Origin of the sequence: Paenibacillus sp. FSL K6-1318, from assembly GCF_037976905.1 — a bacterium.
Lineage (GTDB): Bacteria > Bacillota > Bacilli > Paenibacillales > Paenibacillaceae > Paenibacillus > Paenibacillus amylolyticus_A.
This window is the reverse complement of record NZ_CP150270.1, coordinates 1,005,432-1,029,745: the sequence shown is the minus strand read 5'-3', so window position 1 is coordinate 1,029,745 and position 24,314 is coordinate 1,005,432. Positions and strand designations below refer to the sequence as shown.

Annotated in this window: 15 protein-coding genes; 6 read left to right on the top strand and 9 right to left on the bottom strand. The window is 48.0% G+C overall.

The window, feature by feature from the left end; translation table 11 throughout:
* Nucleotides 1-2: 2 nt before the first annotated feature.
* Nucleotides 3-1,253, bottom strand: a complete 1,251-nt coding sequence (locus NYE45_RS04505; protein ID WP_340015779.1) for a hypothetical protein — start codon at nucleotides 1,251-1,253, stop codon at nucleotides 3-5.
* A gap of 210 nt (nucleotides 1,254-1,463) precedes the next feature.
* Here NYE45_RS04505 and NYE45_RS04500 point away from each other — a divergent pair, with 210 nt between their 5' ends.
* The 3 genes from NYE45_RS04500 to NYE45_RS04490 all read left to right on the top strand — a co-directional run bounded on the left by NYE45_RS04500 (nucleotide 1,464) and on the right by NYE45_RS04490 (nucleotide 2,888).
* Nucleotides 1,464-1,604 (top strand): hypothetical protein, encoded by a 141-nt coding sequence (locus NYE45_RS04500; RefSeq protein ID WP_340015778.1) that lies wholly within the window; start codon nucleotides 1,464-1,466, stop codon nucleotides 1,602-1,604.
* Nucleotides 1,605-1,629: 25 nt separating this feature from the next.
* Complete coding sequence (locus NYE45_RS04495; RefSeq protein ID WP_340015777.1) at nucleotides 1,630-2,016, top strand: hypothetical protein; 387 nt, start codon at nucleotides 1,630-1,632, stop codon at nucleotides 2,014-2,016.
* An 83-nt stretch (nucleotides 2,017-2,099) separates the two neighbouring features.
* On the top strand, nucleotides 2,100-2,888 hold the full coding sequence (locus NYE45_RS04490) for a formate/nitrite transporter family protein (RefSeq protein ID WP_062837512.1): 789 nt from the start codon (nucleotides 2,100-2,102) through the stop codon (nucleotides 2,886-2,888).
* 262 nt (nucleotides 2,889-3,150) lie between these two features.
* Here NYE45_RS04490 and NYE45_RS04485 read toward each other — a convergent pair whose 3' ends face one another.
* The 7 genes from NYE45_RS04485 to nirB form a co-directional block, all read right to left on the bottom strand.
* Nucleotides 3,151-4,137, bottom strand: coding sequence for a WXG100 family type VII secretion target (locus NYE45_RS04485; protein WP_340015776.1), 987 nt, complete (start codon nucleotides 4,135-4,137; stop codon nucleotides 3,151-3,153).
* 279 nt (nucleotides 4,138-4,416) lie between these two features.
* Nucleotides 4,417-5,982, bottom strand: a complete 1,566-nt coding sequence (locus tag NYE45_RS04480; RefSeq protein ID WP_340015775.1) for a glycoside hydrolase family 30 beta sandwich domain-containing protein — start codon at nucleotides 5,980-5,982, stop codon at nucleotides 4,417-4,419.
* Between the two features lie 144 nt (nucleotides 5,983-6,126).
* Entirely contained in the window at nucleotides 6,127-8,838 is a 2,712-nt protein-coding gene (locus tag NYE45_RS04475) for a glycoside hydrolase family 3 C-terminal domain-containing protein (protein ID WP_340015774.1), read from the bottom strand.
* A gap of 589 nt (nucleotides 8,839-9,427) precedes the next feature.
* Nucleotides 9,428-14,398 carry a DUF4132 domain-containing protein gene (locus NYE45_RS04470; protein ID WP_340015773.1) on the bottom strand — a complete coding sequence of 1,657 codons (4,971 nt, stop codon included), beginning with the start codon at nucleotides 14,396-14,398 and terminating at the stop codon, nucleotides 9,428-9,430.
* A gap of 24 nt (nucleotides 14,399-14,422) precedes the next feature.
* Nucleotides 14,423-14,842 (bottom strand): hypothetical protein, encoded by a 420-nt coding sequence (locus tag NYE45_RS04465; RefSeq protein WP_340015772.1) that lies wholly within the window; start codon nucleotides 14,840-14,842, stop codon nucleotides 14,423-14,425.
* 334 nt (nucleotides 14,843-15,176) lie between these two features.
* Complete coding sequence (locus tag NYE45_RS04460) at nucleotides 15,177-17,309, bottom strand: molybdopterin oxidoreductase family protein (RefSeq protein WP_340015771.1); 2,133 nt, start codon at nucleotides 17,307-17,309, stop codon at nucleotides 15,177-15,179.
* A 20-nt stretch (nucleotides 17,310-17,329) separates the two neighbouring features.
* On the bottom strand, nucleotides 17,330-19,435 hold the full coding sequence (gene nirB / locus NYE45_RS04455) for a nitrite reductase large subunit NirB (protein ID WP_340015770.1): 2,106 nt from the start codon (nucleotides 19,433-19,435) through the stop codon (nucleotides 17,330-17,332).
* Between the two features lie 427 nt (nucleotides 19,436-19,862).
* On the opposite strand from nirB, the gene NYE45_RS04450 reads away from it, so the two are divergent.
* Nucleotides 19,863-21,092, top strand: coding sequence for a nitrate/nitrite transporter (locus NYE45_RS04450; protein WP_340017303.1), 1,230 nt, complete (start codon nucleotides 19,863-19,865; stop codon nucleotides 21,090-21,092).
* A gap of 141 nt (nucleotides 21,093-21,233) precedes the next feature.
* Here NYE45_RS04450 and fabF read toward each other — a convergent pair whose 3' ends face one another.
* Entirely contained in the window at nucleotides 21,234-22,472 is a 1,239-nt protein-coding gene (fabF, locus tag NYE45_RS04445) for a beta-ketoacyl-ACP synthase II (RefSeq protein ID WP_340015769.1), read from the bottom strand.
* Nucleotides 22,473-22,610: 138 nt separating this feature from the next.
* Here fabF and NYE45_RS04440 point away from each other — a divergent pair, with 138 nt between their 5' ends.
* Together NYE45_RS04440 and NYE45_RS04435 are read left to right on the top strand one after the other, a co-directional pair.
* A complete protein-coding gene (locus tag NYE45_RS04440) occupies nucleotides 22,611-23,456 on the top strand; it encodes a helix-turn-helix transcriptional regulator (RefSeq protein WP_340017302.1) in 846 nt (281 codons plus the stop codon).
* A 169-nt stretch (nucleotides 23,457-23,625) separates the two neighbouring features.
* The gene (locus NYE45_RS04435; RefSeq protein WP_340015768.1) at nucleotides 23,626-24,300 is read left to right on the top strand and encodes a response regulator transcription factor; all 675 of its coding nucleotides are present in this window, start codon (nucleotides 23,626-23,628) and stop codon (nucleotides 24,298-24,300) included.
* Nucleotides 24,301-24,314: the final 14 nt, after the last annotated feature.

Here is a 24,314-nt window from a genome sequence, read left to right as displayed (position 1 = left end):
CTTTAGTACTCCTTTTGATTTTTACTTTTTTCAATCAATTTTGGAATATACAATCCATGCATATTATTAAATTTCTCTTCTAATTTCTTTCGCATCCGTTCTGTTCTAGACATATAAGAGAGAGAGGAAAGAAGGCTTTTGTCGCCACGAGGAAATGCTATATCGTATGGATTTTCAGCTAGCTCAGCTAACATATTTGTAAAAGTTCCTCTTCCAATATGGGTGGACCAACTCATCATACTCAAATGGTGGGCAATCAGTTTATCATCGCTATCTCCATGTAATTTTAAGTATTCGATGAAACTCCTTTTTAATTTATCAAAGTATTGACGATAACTACGTCCAGACATCGATTTACCATCTCTGTTTACAAAGAGAGCGTTGCTTTTATCCGTTGGTGCAAACAATTCAATATGATCATTGAATAGGGACTCACCCCAATCCCTAATTTGAAAAACTCTTTGTTTTCTACTACGTTTTACACTGTTGCTACCGGAACTATCTTTAAGGTCAGAACGGAAGTTTTGATCCTTAACTTCAAAAAGGAAATCTCCATTCGCTACTCTTCTTCTTAGCTGAGTGCGTTTTAAATTTACAATTTCACCAACTCGCAGCCCACCAAACATTTGTAGATAGATTCCGAGCGCAATTGGTCTTGCCACGAGGATGGCTATTTCAAACAATAGAGGTATGTATCGAATGGGGAATGCATGCTCCACATTTGATGGACGATGATCCGGGTAAATAACCTGAAAGGGGGATTCATAATAGTATTTTCCATAATGCGTTTCTTTTTTATTAAATTTGGTTTCTTCTAGGGTGCCTACACCCTTAATACTTAACCAAAGATATAAATATGTAAGTGTCCTTTCATTGTCTTTTACTGATCCCCTAGATTGTCCCTCGGAGGTAAGTGAATTCAGAAAATAATTACCTTCCATAAGAGTCAAATCAGCTAGCGACCGAATATTCATATTACGTTTATTAAATAGTAAGTAGTTAAGAAATTTCACTGTATTCAGTGCATGCTTCCTCTGAGTGTTGAACTTTCTTGCCTGCCAGTAGTTTAAGATAAAATCTGTAAATGGATGGACGATATGAGTATCCGTTGTTAAATTTTTTAACGCGATTGCTGCAAATTGCTTTTTTATAATTTTGCCATCACTTAATGTCCCCCAATCAATCCAAACAGAAATCATAATAAATTTAAAATTTTGAAGAGTAATAATAGTAGACGATTTTGAATTGGCCATGTGTCCTCCAATAGAATTTTACTTTTGTACAAGATTGTAAAAATGTAATATGTTGGATATACTATGTTTACTATAATAACATTTTGATATTTTTGTACAATAGCATTTTAGAGAAAATTCATAAAACTCTCTATTACTAAGCTATAATTCATTTATTATTGTACATATTATTTTTGTGCAAATGAATGGAGATAAGCGGAATTGGATGACATGTTGACGGAGCTACAGCAGCAGATGCCGCATGCAGAGATCAGCAATCTGATTTACTGGGATGACCGAGACCTGACGCCTGAACAGATTGTGGAAGAAGTGCTGGCTGCCCGTCCTATTCTCCTTCCGCCCCAGTCCTAATTTCAGTCAGGAGGTAAGCACTCGGATGTCAGTTACAAATCAAAATAGTAATGAACAGCCTGATTTCACTGAATCTAAAGAAGACACTACGCAGCCTGTTTACCTTACCCAAGGTGAAATCAATGCACTGCAGAAAGCCATTATGTTTCTCAAGTTTGAATGCGAAGAGACTGAATCCCTGCTCTATTCGGGTAGTCCTCTGCTGAACAGCGTGCTGGAGAAGGTACGGGATGTCAGCGCATTTGGTGAGTACGCCAAAGAACTTCACTCTCGTCCAAACGAACATGCAGAGCGTTTCATGCGCGCCAAGCTGGAACGTTCTTATGCAGAAGAATTGGCACCGCGTGAACGGACTGAGGATCAAAAGATCGAGATTCTCAGATCCTGTATGTATCCATATCCGGTTAAATAATCACTAATCCAAGCTTCCCCCTCCCCAATTTCCATAATTTCGTTATAATGGTAAGCAAGACATCATGCTATTGGAGGAGAATTATGGAAACGGAAGCTCTACGCAATGTGGAACAACTAGCTTTGAAGAAACACAAGATTTACAAACAAAGCTTAATCAGGTACCTTGCACGCTCCATGCTGGCCAGTATGTTTATCGGATTCGGCGTCATCGTGGCGTTTAAGACAGGTAACTTCTTTTATATGGAGCAGTCCCCATTCACCTATCCGATGGCGGCAATTACGTTTGGTGCGGCTATCATCCTGATCGCCTATGGCGGTGGTGACCTGTTCACGGGCAATACGTTCTATTACACGTATGCGGCGCTGCGGAAGAAACTGCGCTGGTTTGAAGTGGTCAAGCTGTGGATTGCGAGTTATAGCGGTAACCTTATGGGTGCAGCCGTGTTTGCCCTGTTAATCTACCTGACTGGATTGTTCGACTCGTCTCAAGTGAATGGGTTTCTGTTAAGCGTGGTAGAACACAAAATGGAAGTTCCAACCATGCAGCTCTTTTTCCGGGGAATCCTGTGTAACTGGCTCGTATGTATGGCATTCTTTGTACCGATGTTCATGAAGGAGAATGGAGCCAAAATGTTCGCCATGATGCTCTTTGTCTTCTGCTTCTTCATCTCGGGATATGAGCACAGCATCGCCAATATGTGTACGTTCGCGATTGCGCTTGTGCTGAACCATCCGGGGACAATCTCATTCGAAGGCGTGATTCACAACCTAGTTCCCGTGACCTTGGGTAATCTGGTGGGCGGTGTGCTGCTGATGGGCTTTATGTATTATGCGGTGAACAAACCGTTTCTGGATGAAGAGACGCATTAAGCTTTGGCAAAAAAGACTCCCTTTAGCACGGTCCGTTGACCGTGGCTAATCGGTAAGATTAACCCAAAACACCCCGGCAACCTTCCCATCTCAGGGAGAAGGTTGCCGGGGTGTTTCTCTATGGGCAGGCTCATGGATAAGCCGCCTGCCCTCCACAAGCATAGCCATGTGATACACAGCCACATGGCTCCATGCTGTGGGGCGACAAGCAGGCCGCAACCAGGTACTCCTGGGTTGCCTGCTTGTCGCCCCCATCCGTGGCTTAATAGTAATCCCGCCACGGAGTATATTCAATATCGTTGTCGCCGCGCGTGACCACGATCATATTTTCCATTTTGCCCGTATCCTTATTGGTCCGGTAGATCATCGTACGTGTCTCGCCTTCTTCCGGCACAGAGAACAGGAACTTGTCCGCAACGAAGGAAGAACCGAGTCCAGTGGCGTGTTCGGTAAAGGCAGAGCCCGTCTTGCTTGTGAGCAGCAGACCAATGCCGTAGGCTGTAGCCGTTTGGGCCACTTTGCCAAAGAGATGCTCTCCTTGACTGGTCGTGTGCGTTTGCTCCGAATACTTATACTTTTCCGTATCCTTGCTATAGTCCACCACATTGCCCTGTTTATCCAGACTGATGGTGGTCGTTTCGCCCTTGTCGCTTTTCACCTGATACGTACCCACGATGGAATCCTCGGTAATTTTCACCGTCTTGCCCGTATTGGGGTCAGTCTGATAGATTACATCTTCATACTGAAGCCGAATGATGTTCATGCTGGCCTGAATCTGCTGCGCCAGTTCTTCATCACCCACCTCTTTGGCTTTCTTCAGCATTTCCTCATAGTTTTGGTACTTCTCGGCATCCTTCTCATCCCATTCATCCATGTTCTTTGGTGGGCCTGGCGTTTTGTCTAGAGCGTCACCTTTATGTTTGCCCATGGTTGATAGCGCCTGCGCTGCGGTCAGCGCCGTCATGATTGCCTGGCTCACCGCCTCTTCATCTGTCGTGCGGAAGCGTTCGGCAATTTTCTTAAGCTCCGACTGAATGGACAGAACCAGTTCCAGAACAGATTTCATCGTGCCTTGAGCTGTTGAATAATCGTTATAAAAACGCTCCCGCTCCATGCCATCCCAGTTGCTGCGCATGACACTCATCTTGCTATCCAGCGTGGACATGAAGCCCGATAATTGCTGATGCGCCTGAGCAAACTGCCCACTGACCGTCTCCAGTTGTTCCGGTGTCACCTTGATCTGTGTCATCCTGCACACTCCTCATCCTGGTCATTTATATCCCGAGGTTATCCGATGATGCTGTCTCTCGAACAGCACTCCCAGATCTCGACCAACTTGTCATGATCCTGTTCCCGATATGCAACGACTAACCTGTCCAACGTATTTTCCTTTTCTACTAAAAGTAAAAAGTTATGTAAAAGCCCGATCTTGAGATCGGACTTATTTAATACATCAAATTTGAAATAACTCTACGTGTATTTTACCATGTCCATCATTCAATCTGTACCCATAATTTCCAAGCTTGAGTCAACGTTCTACTCCCATTTTTGGATTCCAACGGAAGGTTGCTGCCGATTGGGAAGGCAGTACATATTGAAACGAATCTCCGTCCATAACTACATCAAAGGAAACTTCTACCTCACCCGTGTTAGCTGCAACCAGCACGATCGTTCCATCCGGATTGCGGAAAGCTACGTTCTCGATCTTGCCTTGCTCTTGTGAGGAATCGATCCTTACGGCTCCCGGACGTACATAACGACTGATGTGGCCTAGCGCATAATATTCGACATTTCTAGTGATTTCATCACGCTCCGGGTCAATCGTCACAACCCCACGGCAGTTCTCACAGCCACCGTTCGTGGGACCACCTTGCGGATTGAGTGCAATGTTCCAGAGCAGCACATTCTTCGCCCAGTTGCGCGGCGCACCAATGATGAGATTGGACATCTGCCAACTCAGATTCTCGCCAAAATCAGGACTCCACTCCCCACCACTGCATTCGGTAAAATAAATATGTTTGTCCGGGAAGCGATCATGCACTTCCGACATGGCAGATGGATCACCTGCATAACAATGGAAAGCAGATCCATCGATGTAGGCAGCAGCCTGCTCATCACCGAGCACCTTGCTGGTATATTCGACCGCCTGATCCCAGTTATGATCATAAGCGATGATTCGCGTATCAAGTCCCGCATCTTGTAGCGCCGGGCCGAGATAATCCCGAATGAACCTGGCTTGTTCTTCGGCGCCCATACTCATGCTCGGATATTTATCCGAGGTGAACTCCGGTTCATTTTGCAACGTGATCCCGTAGATGGGAATGCCCTTTGCCTGATAAGCTTCGATATATTTCACAAAATATCTCGCGTAAGCTTCATACACCTGGGGATCGTTATAATCCAGATACCAGCCGTTAGTGGTCTTCTCCCCATACTTCATCCAGGCCGGGGCCGTCCACGGTGTGCCCAGTACGTTAAGGTCCGTTTTAAGACCAGCTACACGCTCCAACATATTCACAACTTCCTGATCCTTATCGATCGAAAAGTGTTGCATGTCATAATCGGTTCCGGATTCGATATCATCATAGGTATAACTTGAAGCCTCACCTGATTCATCTACCGAATAGTCGGAAGCGCCAATTGTATGACGCACCATATCCATGTTCAGCCCTTCCGTCGTAAACAGTTCCTTCAGCAGTTGCTCTTGCTGCTCCACTGGAAGCCGATTAATCAGATGTGCTGACGAACCCGTCATCGCTGCGCCAAATCCATCCATGGTCTGATATGTCTTGTCCGGGTCAATCTGTATCGTAAACTCTGACGGGGAAGTATCAGACTCCTGCGTTGTAGATTCTGAAGTGCTTGTGTCTGCATCATGGTGATTTGTAATTGAAATGGGTTTCTGTGGTGTAAGCAGATTTTGCTGATCTCTCGTGGTTAACCAGACTTCAGCCGCTGTCTCTTTGTCCGTAATCGGTGGAGGAATGGATTGTACATTTCGGTTGAGGATAAGCCAAATTCCTGCACCGACACAACAAACAGCGATTAACAGGATGATCCATCGTCTGGGATGCTCTCGCGAGCCTATGCTCATCACGCTTCACTCTCCTTCCATTGTGGAAAAAGCCGCGGCCATTCGGCCACGACTCATTTCGCTATATATAAATTAGAACAAACTCCATTTCACACAGATATATTCAATGGGAAGAACAGCTTTTCGATCTCCCTTATTGCACTTTTATTTACCGGATTTGCTTCCGATATTCACACTGCCTGTCAGACGGATATCATCCGACGCGCTGCCGACATACACCTGGACTTTACCCTTAGGCATTACCCATTCATGCGATGTTTCATCCCAGTAGGACAATGCGCTACGATCCAGTTGAATGTTAACCCGTTGTTGCTTGCCTGCCTTCAGATCGACCTTCGCCCAGCCAGCAAGTTGTTTCTCTGGTGTTTCAACTTTGGTTGGCAGATTGCCGACATAGACCTGTACGACTTCTGCACCGGCAACCTTACCGGTATTGCGCAGGTTCAGGGATACTTCTACGGTTTCTTTGTCCCCTTTGCCTGTGTTTTTCACATGCAGATTACGATAATTAAAATCGGTATACGACAGTCCGTGTCCAAAGGCGAACGCCGGTGTCATGCCTTCTTTGTCATATCCTTTGTACCCTACAAAAATACCCTCGGAGTAGTTACCCACCCCATTCACACCTGGGAATTGTTCCGCAGTGGATACAGGGGTCTGGGAATCATCTGATGGGAACGTCACCGGCAACTTACCAGATGGATTCACATCACCGAACAGCACACGTGCCACTGCATTACCTTGTTCCTGACCTGCGTACCAAGCCTGAACGATGGATGGCACTTCTTTTTGCCAGGAGTCCATCTCGACAGCGCGACCACTCATTTGCACCACGATCGTTTTTGGATTGGCTGCCGCTACTTTGCGAATCAGCTGCTCCTGATTATTTGGCAGTTCCAGATCAGAACGGTCTACATAACCTTCACTGTCATACGTACGTGTTACCACGACGGCAACATCTGATTTTTTCGCCAAATCGACTGCTTTTTGCATTTTGATATCAACAGCGTCTTCTGGAGCTTCCCAGCCAAAACGAACCTGTGCGCCCATATCATGATTGGTCTGTACCGGGAAATCCGTACGATACTCAATTCGAATATTGTGGGACTCGCCTTTTTTGAACGTGATTTCTTTCTTCGTTGTACTCAGTGTTTCACCTTGATTGTCTACGAGTAGCTCATCATCCACATACAGTTTCGCAGAACCGAGACTGGTCAGGGAAAGTTTATATTCACCCGTTTGAGGCGCCGTAATTGCCCCTGTCCAACGAGCGGACATTTTGGCATTGAACTTCGTTGGTGTCACTGGAAGCTTGGAAGATTGTGCATTAAACCCTTCATAGTTGTAGAATCCAAGATTCATGTTGACCTGATTATCTGTACGAACCAACGAAGGGTTACCCTCCATGTCTTTATTCGTCCAGTATTCAGCACGCAGACCGTATTCCGCACGATCTGTACCATAGTCTCTTTCACTTTCCTGAGCATCCCCAGGTGATAAAAGAGTGGAAGGTACGGCCGACGGTCCATTAAATGCATCTCCTGCGGAGATTGGATCGGTTCCGGCTGCATATTTAACATCCACACCGTTTCCGGCACGGTTACGAATGCCTTGCAGTGGACTTACGGTATACGTTGGGTTAACCAGACTGCTACCTCCACCAGCAGCAGATGCGTTATCTGCATCCGGTCCGATGACAGCGATGGATTTCACATTTTTCTTAGAAAGTGGCAGCGTATTATCGTCGTTTTGCAAAAGAACCATGCTCTCTTCCGCAATTTCACGTGCTTGTTTACCGTCTTTCTTGGCATTGATTTGTGTATTCGTTACAGGGTTATCGAACAGCCCTTTATCAAACATTTGAAGCAAAATGCGTCTAACCTTCTCATCAATGGTTTGCTCGCTGACTTCGCCATTGTTCACGGCTTCCAGCAATTTGTCTCCCCATTTGCCATACGGCTCCCCAGGTGTCTCCAGATCCAGACCCGCATTGGCGGACTTGGCTGTGCTGAAGTTTGCACCGTAGTCACTCATGACGAACCCTTCGAAGCCAAACTGATCCCGAAGGACATCCGTCAGCATCTCCTTGTTCTCACAAGCATATGTACCGTTCACCTGGTTAAATGAACACATGGCCGAACCAAGATCCGCTTTTTCGACCATCGCCTGGAACGGACGTGCATAGACTTCCTGAATGGCACGTTCGCTGGCTGTTGCATTGGTCGTGAAACGTTCCGTCTCCTGGTTGTTCAGGATATAGTGCTTCGCAGTAGCGATAACCGGATTACTTTGAATCCCGTTCACATACGCTGCACCCATGCCGGAAGCCAGTAGCGGATCTTCCCCGAGCGATTCAAAGTTCCGGGAACCCCATGGTGTACGTGCAATGTCCAGCCCAGGACCAAGCACTACATTATGTGTTGTATCATGTGCTTCCTGACCGATCAGATCGCCATATTTCTTGGCAAGATCGGTATCCCAGGAAGCCGCAAGGGCGATCGGTGCAGGCAGCGCCGTGGACTTTTTGTCCTGCACATCCGGGTTGGCTACACGTACCCCTGCGGGTCCATCTGCCATCTGTAATGCCGGAATACCGAGGCGCTCCAATCCATCATTATAGAAACCATAATAGTTATTGACTTTACCAGTTACGAATCCAACTTTCTCCTCCAGCGTCATCTCCTTGAGCAGCAGCTCGGTGCGTTCCTCCGCAGACAAGGATTTGTTCATCCAAGGTCGATTAGCCCCAGATTCCGCCTCCGCGGCGAAAGCGTGTAGCGGCATGGCCGCAACCGCCACGATGATTAATAGCATAAACCATCGTTTGAGGAAAATCAGATTGAGTCTTCTGTTCATGTTGTAAGCTCTCCTTCTCTCTTGATCATTTTTCTTGTGCACATATTGAATACATGTATACAAGGGAATGCAAACTGGCTTGATCCCAGTCTTTCAAGCATTCAGGTCGTCCTGCACATGGCTTCTGAAACTGCAGCCTGCAAGCAAGTCAGCAGATTTCGCTTCCTAACGTTAACCGACCTGATTGCGAATTACATCCCCTTAAATTTGGTAAAAGACCGTTTGGAACGAGCCTAGTTCTTTGGAATCACCATATTAATAATTCAGATAACAAAACAAGAAAACGAATTATTTACATTTCCGTAACTACTTTCGAACAAATTCTTTACTTTTAAAAACAGTCGGTTCGACCCACTCTCGTTCAACCAATTAATGCAATTAATTATCAGATTAAGGAATATGCCGACACGCTCTGGGTCCTAAGTCTATTTGAAACCGGAACCAATCCGCCCCATTGAAATATCCAAAAATATAAAAGCAACTGAAGTCCCTTTTAACAGGTTCTTCCGCTGCCTTTATGTTGGAATTTCTCCAGATTAACAAATAAAAAACCGCCCCACGGGGCGGTTCAATTCTAGTTCGTTCATTTCTAGTTTTGTAACTGTGCAAGAATCTGCGGGTCCTTAATCTTCTTATCTTCAGCGAGCAACATCACCTTGGACAGAATCTCAGCCGTTCTCGGATCTTCATCGAGGAATGGCAAGAAGATTCGGCCCCGATGCTGACTGTGCACCGGTACGATATGAAGTGCACCTGTGGCCTGTTTGAACACATTACCACTACCCAGATGAACAGCATACTCACCCAATTCACCATCAATCCGTGCGTAGTTCCCGTCCAGACGTACATTGTCGATCTTCAGCAGACGCAACGACTCGTTCACAATGACGTGGCGCATCTCGATTGTTGTCAGGCTGGCTTCCGGATCTACGCCTCCCACATGTGCAACGCTGACCACCAGATCAATATCACGCATGACTTCCGAGAAGAACGTCAGCGGCACATCTTGCAGCGCTACAGGCTTGTAGGTCTTGCGATCGTAGAATTGCACTGTCTCCAGTGTTGGTGCTTCGGTATCTGCCGGTGAGAACCAATCTGCCATCGCATAGAGATTTGCGATCAGGTTGTGCTCGTAGCTTACCTTCTGCAGACCTTCTTCATAACTGACAGTCCATTGACGTCCTTTAAGCAGAGCTACTGCTTTTTTCGGTTGAATCTGATACCCGGCATATCGTCGGGACACCGTACCATTAGCCAATTCGTCCTCGTTAGGAAGATACAGCTCACGGAATACCTGCTTGAATGGCTGACGTTCCTGACGAGTGAACAGATCTCGCTGGAATTCACTCCAGCTTCCGCTCTGATACAGATGAAGCGGATGAGCAATCAGCAGCTGATCCTGCTCTGTTAATGCCTGGATCGTGCCCTCTGGTCCTGGAGCAAGCAGACCGCTAGACGATACATCGAATCTTCCCGTCTTGTCACCTGACTGGAATACAAGTGTTCTTACCAGCGGTTGTATGACCGGATTTTGCATCAGACTGGCAATTTCCTGACGAGTAAAGGATGTTCCAGCCGTCATCGAACGTTCCAGTTCCTGTCGTGCCCGGCGATACTGATCCACCAGATCCGATTTCAGCTCTTTCAGTTCAGCGATATATCCGTCTTTTTTGAACCGGGCAGGTACAGATTTGAGGGTCTTCCCTTTGCTAACAATAACCATCTCGGGTTGGCCTTCCTCATCAATGAGCAATTGAACTGTGGTGTCAGCATCCAATGCATGAGGTTCAAAGAAAGATTTCATCTCATCCAACTTACGTGCTTCCATGTCCCACATCAGCCGCGTAACATCGGCATAACCTGCATTACGGGCAAGGTTGCCCAGTGCAATCTGCGATACCACACCTTCACTGGCACGGCGCTGTGCACCGAATTGTTTGCTCTGCATCAGGAACTTCTGAATGAAGTCGTATCGCTCACGCAGATCCTGTTCCCGATTTACGGCAAATGGAATTAGACTGTAGGTTAACAAATGATCTTTGTTTCGCTTGTCTGACACGGACTCACGCATGTCGTCCAGACGAAGCTTGCCCAGTGCAGCATCCGCGAACAATTGGGATCTGCGGTGATTGGCTCCCCCGGAAATGTACTTGGCGCATTCGTATAACAGATTGAACCGTTCCTCCCCGACAGCAGCATAGGCCTCTTCGAACCACGCGATATCAAACGCACCTTCATTGAAGTCTTGTGGTGAGATTGGCGAATAATGGGCCACAATGGTCTCTTTCTCCGCAGTAAAGCGTTCATTGATATGGGCATGGAAGTACCAGGCTGCACTGCGGAGTCCTTCCCATCCCAGATGTTTCGCAACAATCTCCATCCACTGTGGTGCATACATGGCTGCTTCCAGCAATTTTTTCTCATTCACCGGATACTTCTGGAGCAGTTCTCCAAGCCGATTCTCATCTTCTCCATCCCGTGGATGACAATTCTGAATGAGATAGCTGAACGTCTCTTTGCGTATTGTATTGTCTCCATAGCTGTAGATATATCCACGGACAAATGTATCCTGATCCATCGCCGAGACCAGATGTACCCAGTGTTCCATGCCTTCAATTCGTTCCAGTTTCATCGCAAGTGTACTCACTTCTGTAGAGAGCTCTCCCCGGGTCAGCTCAATCTCCAGAATGCGATCGACCACCGCATCTCGTAATTGAACCAGCTTCGGATCACTCGCGATCCCTTCTGTACGAGTGGATGTTAAGTCCCGAATAAATAACAGACGATTCCCACCGACCAGAACCTGTCGATATATCTCCTGTTCATCAATCAGGTTCAGCTGGTACGCACGCAGGAAATCTTCAAGTGACAGCAAGGACAACGGTTGACTATTTTCTACAAGACTGGCGAACTGGTAGGCTGTCTGGAAGAAACGTTTGAAGCTGTTATCGTCATGGATTTTGCCACGAACCACATAATTCCAAGGTCCAGTCAGAATATGAAGCATGCCTGACTCTTTCTCGAGTCGATCAGCAGGCATACTCGCGATGATGGAGGCCCAGGTTTTCTCAGCTATTTCAAACGTGTCGATCGGATCGCTATCCAGAAATGCCGCCGATATCAGTGCCACTACCTGATCCTTATACGTTAACGAATCCAGCATCTGCTGTAGCTTTTCGATGTCATCCAGAGGATAGATCTGTTCGGCAAACGACTTGCGCCAGCCTTCCAATAACGGAATCTTTTGCAGTTCTTCATAGTCATACTGATCATGGAAGTAACTGTAATGGTCACTCAATTTGCCATTGAAATCCCGGAGCTGTATAACCATGTATAGTTGCATCAGTTCTACACTGCTAAACCCAGCATGTTGAATAAAGTTTTCCCATACGTCATGTAGGGGGAACTGTTCCATCTGCTTCATTTCATTCCGCTCTCCATACGGAACCTTGGAGCGAAGACTCGCTCCGACTAACAACGTGTCTTTGTAGCCAGCATAGTACTCCACTTCATACTCATGATCCCTGTGTTCATGCACTAATTCATCGAGCCCCTGCAGGAATGGTCTGGTCTTATCCAGAGAAAGTGTAAAGATATCCTTCGGACTGTGGCCTTTGAGGTCACGCTTCTCATCCAGCAATGGCTCACGTCGCTTCGGATCGAATAAACCAAACCCATTAGCGGCCGTATAGCGACTCCCCTGATCCGTCAGCTTATCGAGCAACTTCTGTTCCTTCGCGGTTGGCGTCTCAATCAGCTGTGCCAATGGCTGCAATTGCTCCTGCTGATCTGCCCGCTCCGGATCTGCCGCAATCTCGGTCAACAATTCGAGCGCGCCTAGACGCTGCAACTCACTCTTGGCCTGCAAAAGTCGCTTCAGTGAAACCGTCAATTGGTCCACGGGTTGTAGTAACAATACATGGATGACCTTCTGACGAAGTGAGCCTGTCTTGAGCTTCATCAGCGCCTCCATCTGTTTCATCTCTTCAACCGTCAACGTGAGCTGCTTCGCCTTGGAGAGCGCACTTTCCCGATTACTGATGCTTTTATCAGACAAACTCTCAAACACAAACTGCCGCTGCACCTCATTATCGGGATGCTGAACAAACTGGGACAACAGTTCCCCGCGCAGTTCTGGGCTCAAACGGTCCTTGATTGCGATGACTTCCCCAATCCATTCCGGGTCCATATCATAAGCGGCCAGATATAACATTTTCTTCACTACATCATCTGTATCAATCCGGTAGTGAACATACTCAAGTACACCCGATGGTCCACCTGATCCGCCTTTTGGAATGACAGCCAACATCTGTTTGAATTGATCAAAGTCCTGACGTCTCAAAGCCTTATCTTCAAGCGCAGGCAATGGCCACACGTAGACACTACGCTGATTCTCTCCATTCTCGAAACTCCAGTTGTACATATACATGGCATCATAGTTGGTCACAATCCAGTGCATCAACTCGGTATCCTGCGCCTCCAGATAACGACGTGCAATGTGCAAACGAAGCTCTCTGTTCTGGCTGTTAGCCAGTACGTATTGGGCAACAATCTTCTGATATAATTGGCCTTGATCCATAATCTCGATGATCTTGCTCTTCAGTTCATTCTCTTCAATGACCGCTGTCGCCCACAGGCTGATAAAGAGCTTGTTGGCGTTCGCTTCCTGCTGCCAGGATTCGCGTACTTCTGGTTGCACAAGCGCCTCATGGGCTTGTTCAATGAGCTGTGCGGCAACACGCTGATTGGCTGCTTCTATGCCAATTCCCGTCCATACGGCGAGTGCTCTTACCACCGAACTGAAACGGATCAGGTTGTTGTCGATGATGATTTTTAATATGTAAATATAGGCTTCCAGTGTTCCTTCATCCATCCGCTCCACAATGCTTTGGCGCAACCCTTCCTGCAACCTTGCTGCAACGAGCAACTCACCCACCATCTGATAGGCATCTGCCTGATCGCTCATGAATATGCCTTTGATCATTTCATGGGTTAACAGCGCCGTCTGATTGTCACCATAGATAATATCGTGCAATGCCTGCTTCATATCTCCGCCCTGATGATCCAGTTCATATGCGATACAATCCGCCAGAACCCAACGGATCTCATGCAGATAATCCAGCTTGTACTCACGAAGTGACACATATTCACTCAGGGAGAAATTCTTCATCTCCATTCGGAACAATCCCATCAGTTTGCGGATGACCTGTGCTACATGCTGCTCCGGATCGGATGTGCGAAAAGGTCGGCGTTCATAGTGGTTACTATATGGGAAACGAGTCGCACGCTCAGCTATATAACGGAATCGTGCAACCAATGACTCGCTCGCCAGATGCTGGAGCACATCCAATAGTGGCTGGAATAATGGTTGCTGCGTTTCTGCAGCCAGCCTTCCAAGCAATTTTTCTGTATTCAAAAACATCTTTTCATCTCCACGCAAATACGTAGACCCGGCGATCTCCACAACATAGTTTGCCAACTCAAGCTGTACCCCTGTTAACGACTTGGCTCTATCCTGCAATTCATCCATATACACCTGTACTTGTTCTTCCTGATTCATCCTGTTCTCCTCCTTCATCGTTCTCTACCACAGACGTCCGGCAAGCATTGTAAAACGAATAAACACCACGTTGTCGCCGTCCTGTATCACCATCGACTTGTCCAGTTCCTGCAATTCTTCATCGTTGAGAAACACTTTGTACAACCCATCCTCATAGGCGGTTATAGCTGTCTCCATCGCACCATTCAGATCAGGGACGCCCTCATTGTATACTGCGCCAAACCCAACTTTTCCCGTCGCTCCCTGCGTCTCAATCTCATCCGGCATGAGATAGGCGAGTAATTCTGCCTGTTGCTTCTTGTCCTGAAGAGCTTTCACTTGCAGAGCCACCATGTTCTCAATGAGCTGCCTCAGCGTATGGGTTGTTTCCGGAAGTTCGGCAGCTTGTTTGGCAAGTGCCGGCTTGCGCTTACCCAGACTTTTTACCGTTATCCATATGTTCACCGTGTTCCCTCCCTATGTCCTGCCCTATTTGAAGAAGCTTCCATAAGCCCCGATATCTATACCACGATGCGTAATAACCTAAACTCGAAACTGTTATCGGCCTCAAAATATAACCAAAAATACGTACATATGTACCCCTAATAAACATCATAACTAAAATTCAATCCATATTCATGAGCCAATCCTCATGTTTACGTGGAACCACGGAACTATGGCCTACTTGCGTACATATACGCAAAAAAAGCTGCACAGTCTCATATAAATATGGGACTGCGCAGCCGCTAAGCTACGCTTAGAGAAGATTATGACACCTGGTAACCCTTAATCTGTATGATCATCTCGCCAATCGCAACGGTCGAATGGTTACGGCCGCTGTCTTGAATCCAGGCATTCGGCAGAACGGGTCCAGCTCCGGTCGGGTTGCCCGATTCACATTCTGAACGCCACCCCAGTGCATCGGCACGAACAAGGTATCCTCCCGAATGGAATCCTTGATGCGCGAACGTACCGTGAAGCTTCCGTAAACCGATTGAATCTCGACCCATTCTCCATCGTGAATGCGATGACGGGCAGCGGTAGCCGGATGAAGTTCAACGAAGTTCTCCAATTCACGGGCTGCCAGCGCCGGACTACGATGTGTCTGGACCCCTGTCAGATAATGAGGGAGCACACGCCCATTGGTGAGAATTAAGGGGAATTCCGGTGATACATCATTCCAGCCCGGACTTGATTCGAATGTGAATGCGGCTTTGCCGTCCGGGTGAGCGAATCGTTCACCGAACAGTAGTCCTTCTCCCTGATCCTCAAGGGCAGAACACGGCCAGTATACCCCTTTCTCGTTACGCAAACGCTCATAGGTAATGCCATAGTAATCAGCGACTCCACCACGGCTCGCCACCCGAAGCTCATTAAAGATATCCTCAGCACTGTCATATTCAAAATAAGAATCTTTGCCCAGTTGCGCAGCAATCCGGCATAATATATCCCAATCATCAACCGTTTCTCCTGGCGCAGGTCGCCCCTGTTCACGCAGCAGAACACGCCCCTCCAGATTGGTCAGTGTACCTTCATTCTCCATATAAGACGTAACCGGGAGAACCAGATCAGCCATTCGCGCTGTCTCGGATAGAAACATGTCTGCCACGATCAGAAAGTCCAGCTTACGCAGACCTTCTTCCACCAAACGCACATTGGGATTGGATACAACCGGGTTGGAGCCCATCACAAGCAATGCCCGAATCTCCTGATCATGAACCTTCTCCATCATCTCATAGGCCGAGACCCCTTTAACCGGTAGACTTGTAGGGTCCACGCCCCAAACCGATGCCACATAGGCACGATCAGCTTCATTTTCAATGGAGCGATAGCCCGGCAGCTGGTCAGCCTTTTGCCCATGCTCCCGTCCGCCTTGCCCATTACCTTGACCTGTGATGGCACCATATCCACAGCCTTCTCTGCCAATTTTGCCAGTCGCCAGCACGAGGTTCAGAAAGTGCCTGACGGCCATATGCCCATCTGTCTGCTGCTCCACACCACGCGCTGTCATGATCATACCCGTCTTTGCCTCACCGTAAGCCATTCCCGCCTTACGAATCAGGGCGAGATCCACCCCACATGCTTGTGCCGCCTGTTCAAGCTGCAGATCAGCCAACCCTTGCATTAATTGTTCGTATCCATGCGTTCGTTCGCCTATAAAATGAGGGTCTGCCAATCCGGCATCCATAATCACCTTCAACAGGGTATCCGCCAGCAATGCATCCATGCCCGGCTTCACCTGCAAATGGAGATCGGCAATGGCTGCAGTTGCCGTCTTGCGGGGATCAATAACGATAATGAATGCCCCGTTCTCCTTGGCCTGATTGAAGTAGGGCAACAGGGTAGGTTGGCATTCCGCAATATTGGTACCTGCGAGTACAATGCAGCCCGCCTTGGGAATATCGGACAGGCGGAACGTCAAGCCACGGTCCATCCCGAACACTTTACTGCCAGCTGAAGCAGCAGCTGACATGCAAAACCGTCCATTATAGTCGATATACTTCGTACCCAATGCAACCCTGGCAAATTTTCCGAGCAGGTAGGCTGTCTCATTGGTCAAAGATCCGCCTCCGTATACTCCGACCGTATCTGCTCCGTATGAATCTTTCAATTGCCGAAACCGCTCTGCAATGGTCTGAATGGCTTCGTCCCAGGAACAGGGTTCAAGCTCGCCATTGCGACGAATTAACGGATGCATTAATCGTTGTCCACTGAGTGCATGCTGATGAGCATTCATGCCCTTCACACACAGCCTGCCCTGAGAGGCTTCATTCGGAACGCCCTGAACCGCATACTCACCACGACGCTGGCCTGCAACAGGTGCAGCCAGTTCTTCAACAGTCATCTTGCATTGCACACTGCAATACGGACACTGGGTTTCCTTTACATAGAGCCTGGAGGCTGTTGGTTCTGAACTCACGGATAATCCCATCTTCCATCCCCGCCTTTCATCTATATATCAGCATGAAGTGTAGCTGCAAGTTCCTTCTGCAACTGGTCATCCAGCAACGTTTCCCGAATCGACATGAATCCCAATCGCTCTGTCCACGCCCATAACGGCTCATCGTACCAGGCGGTTTGGCGATACCATTGAAGGCAGGCTGATGCCAGTGCGGCCGCTTGCACCTCTGTTTCAGCCACCCCGAGCAAGCCACCTTGCTTGACCGGATGCTCTGCATGACCGCCTGCGTAGATCTCCCATCCAGCTGGTGATGCCAGCAAGCCAATATCTTGCACAAGTGCGCTCACCAATGATCCCGGCCCTGGTGCGACGCCTATATTCACGGGCGACGGCATCGCTGCACCAATCCAACTCGTACGAAGCTGTGCTGCCAAGCCACCCGCATCCCTTGCATAAGATGACAACGGGATCTGATCATCCCAACGCACCTGAATCTCTTGGATACTATCGATTTCTTGATCATGTATCGTTCGAGTGGATACCTGTAAGTAATAGTGGATCACTGGACGACATCCCGCGCAGCCAAGCTCCGAACCCCAACCCAGCTTCTGCAAGATCAAAGGTAGGTCTGTCTCTGGAACAATGATGTCAGCCAGTAATTCCTTCAGCTCTGCATGCCCAAGATCCGTACAACTGCATACAGGCATTGGAGCAGGTTTATCCGGTGTGGCGACCACGCCAGTACCCACGTTATTTTTCAGGTTATGCGTATGTTTCAACAGAGCAGCCACCATCGGCCGACAGCCACCGCATGAACCTGACGCCTTGGTCTGCTCCTTAACCTGATCTGCCGTTTCCAGGCCCTGTTCCTGAATGGCCTTCATTATCGCAGCCTTGGTCACATTGTTGCAGGCACATACGGTCTCCTGAGCCGGTAATGCCGCAGCAGCCATCTCAGCCGGGTCCGGGGCCCCTTCACGCGGAGCCAATTCCGACACATCCGCACCTCGTTGCACCAGTCCAAGCAATGCCGTTCCTTCGGCTGTATCTCCAAATAAAATGGCTCCACGCACTTTGCCAGCCTGCATCAGCACTTTTTTGTATGTGCCTCGAATACCATCCAGATGTTGAATTGCGGTCTGCATGCCCTCCCCACTGATATCGCCCGCCGAGAAAACATCAACCCCGGATACCTTCAGCTGTGAGTAAGGAATAGATCCTTTGTACTCAGGCGTTTCCTGTCCACAGAGCGTACGTGCAAGTACCTTCCCCTGCTCATACAAGGGAGCCACCAGACCATAACTGATTCCCCGATGTTCGGCACATTCCCCAACTGCGTATATATCCGGTACACTGGTGCGCATATAGTCATCTACCATGATTGCCCGATTGGTGGCAATTCCGCTTCGTCTGGCCAGATCCACATTTGGCCGAATCCCTACAGCGACAATGACAACCTGAGCTTCAAGCTTGGAGCCATCTGTGAACAGCAGCCCCTGGGCCTGCGATCGTCCGGTAATTTTCTGCGTATTTTTGGCCAAAAGAAAGGTCATGCCCTGGTCTTCAAGCTCCTGCTGAAGCATCATGGCCGCCTTCTGATCGAGCTGTCGGTTCATAATGTAAGGTGCGTTATGGACCACCACCGCCTCCATACCCAAATGCAGCAACCCGCGTGCAGCCTCCAGTCCAAGCAATCCACCACCAATGACCGCAGCCTTTCGATATACTTTGGAATAGTCAGACATACGTGTACAATCATCAATGGTCCGGAAGGACATGACCCGCTCTTTATCCATTCCTGGAATCGGTGGGATAAAAGGTGAAGACCCTGTCGCCAGAATCAGGACATCATACGTTTCCCTTAAGCCGGATTCAGTCTCTATATATTTTCCGCGGGTATCAATTCGGTGTACCGTTTCACCTGTGCATAACCGAATATGATGCTCGGCATACCAGGTCCAATCATTGATAATGATATCCTGTAACGAATGCTCACCCTGCAATACTTTCGATAACATGATCCGATTGTAGTTGGGACGGGGTTCATTGCCGTAAATTACAATCTCATACGTATCAGGCGCCAGTGCGATAATCTCTTCAACACACTTCACTCCAGCCATGCCATTCCCGATAATCACCAGTTTGCTTCTGCTCATGGGCTGCCCCCTATCTCTCTCTCACCTGAAAATAAACAGAAAAATCCCTTCTCCATGATTCGGAAAAGGGCACCGTTGCCTCCGGAATCCACACGCCATTGTGTGGATTCATATTAGATTCAGATTAAGGGAATCCTAATCATATGTCAACTAAATTAACATCATAAATGTGAAATACGATTTAAAAATGAAATATTTAAAATTACGTGTAATTTTTGTTGACATCTCTATTTTCTCTTGATTATAATTTGAATCAAAATCACAGTGCTGTGATCAACTCAGATGCGGGAACACAATGACGTGTACCGCCTGTCGGCAACGGGGCCGCAAATCGTTCTTATCTGGACGAATTGCGGCCTTTTTCTGCCTTCACAAGCACATAGACAAATCACGAAGATCTCAATTGGATGAGGAGCGATGATGGATGATGGAGAACAAAAGTTTTTGGAAAAGCGGGCATAAGCCCACCCTCTTCGGGGCGTTTATGTATTTTGACATCAGTTTTATGATATGGGGGATGCTTGGTCCACTCGCAGTTGTTATTGCATTGGATTATCCGATGACTCCGCTGGAAAAGGCCAATCTGGTCGCATTGCCTATTCTCGGCGGCTCCATCCTGCGCCTTGTGCTTGGCTTCATGTCTGATTATATTGGTCCAAAACTGACCGCACAGATTGGGATGCTCGTTACCTTGGTTCCTTTGTTACTCGGCTGGCTATGGGTCGACTCTTTAAGCCAACTGTACGTGGTGGCACTCTTGCTCGGTGTCGCAGGCGCCTCCTTTGCTGCTGCGCTACCTCTGGCAGGCCAATGGTATGGCAAAGAGCATCAGGGTCTGGCCATGGGTATTGCCGGGGCGGGTAACAGCGGAACCGTACTCGCGACGTTGTTCGCCAATCGCTTGGCTACGCATTTTGGCAGCTGGGAAGTTGTGTTCGGACTTGCTATTATACCGATCGCTATCGTATTTATTCTCTTTTCTATCTTTGCCAAAAATAGCCCTAACCGGCCTGAACCCAAGAAATTGTCCCAATACGGAAGTCTGCTTAAACAAAAAGATGCCTGGGTATTCTGTGCCTTCTATTGTGTAACCTTTGGTGGTTTCGTTGGATTATGTAACTATCTCACCATCTTCTTCAACACCCAATACGGACTCTCTCCTGTTCGTGCCGCAGACATTACGACCTTCTGTGTGATCGCCGGCAGTTTCTTCCGGCCTGTTGGGGGGTACTTGGCGGACAAAATTGGCGGAACCCGCATGCTTACTTTCCTGTACACAGGAGCTTGTATCATGTTGATCGGTGTATCCTTCATGCCACCACTTCCTGTTGTGGTAGTCATGTTGTTCCTCGGCATGATGTGTCTGGGAGCCGGAAATGGCTCCGTGTTCCAACTGGTTCCCCAACGCTTCGGTAACGAGATTGGTCTAATGACAGGTATTGTAGGTGCCGCTGGCGGATTGGGCGGATATGCATTGCCGCTGATTCTCGGTCAACTGTATAGCAGCTATCAATCCTATACACCAGGCTTTGTCATTCTTAGCCTGATTGCAGCAGCTTCCCTAATCCTTGTTCTCTTCATGCAATCCCGCTGGCGTGTAAGCTGGCTAAGCCGAAGCAACAAAGGCATGGCTGAATCGACATCCCTCTCGTCCTGAGCCGTACAACCACTCGGCCGTTAACCAATGGTACGGTGGTTGTCAATGACCCTGGATTAACCCAACAACAGCGCAGCCCGATGGGGCTACGCTGTTGTTTCTGTTTAAGGCTGCTTTTTTGCTTAAGACTGCTTTTTTTGCTTAAGATGAATATTTTTGAAGAACAATAACGGCATTATGACCGCCAAAACCAAAGGAATTAGACATCCCAATCCGCAAATCTGCTCTTCTTGCCTCGTTCGGTACATAATCCAGATCACATTCGGGGTCTCTCTGCTCCTGATTGATCGTAGGAGGAACGATGCCGTGCCGCAGACTTTGAATAAGCGAGATCGCCTCCGCACCACCTGCCGCACCAAGCATATGTCCCGTCATGGACTTATTCGCCGTGACCGGAATGTCATAGGCTGCAGTTCCGAAAAGTTGTTTAATGGCTCTCGTCTCGGACAGATCCCCCGCCTCCGTACTGGTGGCATGAGCGTTAATCACATCAATGTCTTCAGGTCCAATCTGAGCCTCTTTCAGTGATGCTTTCATCGCCAGATATGCACCCCGCCCTTCCGGATGGGTAGCTACCATATGATACGCATCTGAACTGGCACCATATCCAATCACTTCGGCAAGAATATTCGCCCCTCTTGCCAGAGCATGAGACAGTGATTCAACAACCAGGATTCCGGCGCCCTCCGCCATGACAAAGCCGTCTCTCCCCGCATCAAATGGACGGCTGGCTGCTTGGAACGTTTCATTTTGTGTAGACAACGCTGTCGCATTACCGAAGCTTGCCAGGGACACTTCGGTTACAGCCGCTTCTGTTCCTCCAGCAATAATAACATCGGCTCCGCCATAACGAATTAACCGGAAAGCCTCTCCAATGGCTGTATTGCCAATGGAACAAGCCGTTACTGGCGACAATGTCGGCCCCCAGCAACCAAACCTCATACTGACCATAGCCGCAGCCATATTGGATATCATCATCGGTACCAGTGTTGGGCTAACCCGCGCAGGTCCCCGATCTGACAGAACCTTGCCTTGTTCCATTAATGTCTGGATGCCACCTATGCCTGAACCAATATATACACCTACCCGTTCACGGTCCAGTTCATCCATCACGAGACCGGATTGCGATACAGCCTGATCCGCAGCAGCAACAGCAAATTGAACGAATCGGTCCATGCGTCTTGCTTCCTTGCGTCCAAAACGCGCTTCACCATCAAAATCACGGACCACTCCAGCGATTCTGGTTTTGTACGAAGCTGTATCAAAATGCGCTATGGGCGATATCCCTGATCTGCCCTCAATTAATCCATTCCAGAATGTATCTACATCATTTCCCAAAGGAGAGATGACTCCCATTCCTGTAATCACGACTCGTTCCATATCCATCCTCCTTCAGCGCTGTTATCTACCTTACTCTTACGCTCTGCCACTAATAGTGCACTTTCGAATATCCTATTACAAGTTGTCAATTATAATAGTATAATGACTACCATGATAATGAGGATCGAAGGTGATGGATTGAACTACGATGTCAGGCTACAGGCCCTGTCCACTTTTCTGAAAACACAGCGTTCTAAAATTTCTCCCGAATCGGTCGGTTTACCTACTGGAAGTCGGCGCAGAACGCCTGGGCTGAGGAGAGAAGAAGTCTCCCAACTGGCAGGCGTAAGTACAACGTGGTATACCTGGCTGGAGCAAGGTCGGGATATTCAGGTATCCCATTCCGTATTGGACAACATTGCTTCAGCACTAAAGCTTACTGCAGATGAACGAAAATATCTGTTTTCGCTCGCTATGGAACATCACTCGGAGCTGCCCACGCTGGAAGAAGAACCTATTCAGCTTCACCCTTCCTTGCAGAAAATCTTGCAAGAACTTCACCACTGCCCTACCGTGATCTCGGATCGGCGCTGTTACATTGTCGGCTGGAATGATGCAGCCCGGCATGTTTTTATGGATTTTGAACAGATTCCTCCTGAACAGCGGAATATGATCAGTCTGTTATTTGATCGAAAGGAATTTCGCAGGCTCGCGGTGAACTGGGAGGATTTTGTTAGTGGATTTCTGGCGATTTTTCGTGCTTATTATGGTCAGTATGTCGATGATGAATGGTATAATTTATTTCTGGATGACATGATGAACAGACATCCCGATTTTCATACCCTCTGGAAACAAAGCAGTGTCAGTAGTGCCCCGGATGTATTAATCGAGTTCAGACATTCCAAAGCAGGCAAAATGTTGTTTGATCTGACGTCGTTGCAGGTTCAGGGCAGCTCCGATCTGCGATGCAGTGTATACACGCCGGCACCAGAGACCGCTACCGAGCGCAAACTGATGCGCCTGATTGAGCGTGAAGTTAACTGATATCTTGGCAAGTTTTGAGTCAGAGCCTCTCCCTTCTTGCTGAGTCATGTTGGAATCTTGACATCCTCATGTTGCGTGATTTAATTATCAGGGTATACATTATCAGGTATATTAAGCTAACCCATGGATCTAAGTCCTTCTACACGAAGTGGATTCAGAAAGGAATATCATGACCAAAGTGCTTATCATAGAGGACGACAATATGTTAGGTGATACATTATCCCTGTATTTGCAAGGTGAAGGGTATGATGTTATCCGTGTCGATAACGCAAGAGATGGTCTTCTACAGCTTCAAGCGCGGCCTGATATCCTGCTTCTTGACTTGATGCTCCCTGATTCGGGAGATAAAAATCCTTGCTCTCTCATGCGCCAACATACGGCAATCCCCATCATCGTCATCTCTTCGTTAACCGAAGTTGCGGAGCGGATTCGATCATTAACAGACGGGGCTGATGACTATGTATGCAAACCTTTCAGCATGCAGGAACTGAAGGCTCGTATTGAGGCTGTATTACGTCGCTACTCCATATTGAACAACTCTGTTGTCACTGAACAGGAGACCGGAATATCCCTCGACCTGGCCCGCAGAACCGTACTGTTGAATAACCAGCGAGTGGAAATGACGTTTTCCGAATTTGAAATCATGAAGCTGTTTGTCCTCAATCCCGGCAAGGTCTACAGTCGTTATGCCCTGATTGAAGCCATTCGTGGTATTGATGCGTACATTAATGATCGCACCATAGATGTGCACATTACCAAGCTTCGTAAAAAAATTGAGGACAACCCGAAAAACCCCCAATATATTCAAACCATCTGGGGGGTCGGATATAAGTTCACACCATAGAAACACACAGCTTC

Coding starts and splice junctions, on each gene's coding strand:
- NYE45_RS04505 (WP_340015779.1), bottom strand. CDS start 1,253: ATGGCCAATTCAAAATCGTCTACTATTATTACTCTTCAAAATTTTAAA.
- NYE45_RS04500 (WP_340015778.1), top strand. CDS start 1,464: ATGTTGACGGAGCTACAGCAGCAGATGCCGCATGCAGAGATCAGCAAT.
- NYE45_RS04495 (WP_340015777.1), top strand. CDS start 1,630: ATGTCAGTTACAAATCAAAATAGTAATGAACAGCCTGATTTCACTGAA.
- NYE45_RS04490 (WP_062837512.1), top strand. CDS start 2,100: ATGGAAACGGAAGCTCTACGCAATGTGGAACAACTAGCTTTGAAGAAA.
- NYE45_RS04485 (WP_340015776.1), bottom strand. CDS start 4,137: ATGACACAGATCAAGGTGACACCGGAACAACTGGAGACGGTCAGTGGG.
- NYE45_RS04480 (WP_340015775.1), bottom strand. CDS start 5,982: ATGAGCATAGGCTCGCGAGAGCATCCCAGACGATGGATCATCCTGTTA.
- NYE45_RS04475 (WP_340015774.1), bottom strand. CDS start 8,838: ATGAACAGAAGACTCAATCTGATTTTCCTCAAACGATGGTTTATGCTA.
- NYE45_RS04470 (WP_340015773.1), bottom strand. CDS start 14,398: ATGAATCAGGAAGAACAAGTACAGGTGTATATGGATGAATTGCAGGAT.
- NYE45_RS04460 (WP_340015771.1), bottom strand. CDS start 17,309: ATGGGATTATCCGTGAGTTCAGAACCAACAGCCTCCAGGCTCTATGTA.
- nirB (WP_340015770.1), bottom strand. CDS start 19,435: ATGAGCAGAAGCAAACTGGTGATTATCGGGAATGGCATGGCTGGAGTG.
- NYE45_RS04450 (WP_340017303.1), top strand. CDS start 19,863: ATGGAGAACAAAAGTTTTTGGAAAAGCGGGCATAAGCCCACCCTCTTC.
- fabF (WP_340015769.1), bottom strand. CDS start 22,472: ATGGAACGAGTCGTGATTACAGGAATGGGAGTCATCTCTCCTTTGGGA.
- NYE45_RS04435 (WP_340015768.1), top strand. CDS start 23,626: ATGACCAAAGTGCTTATCATAGAGGACGACAATATGTTAGGTGATACA.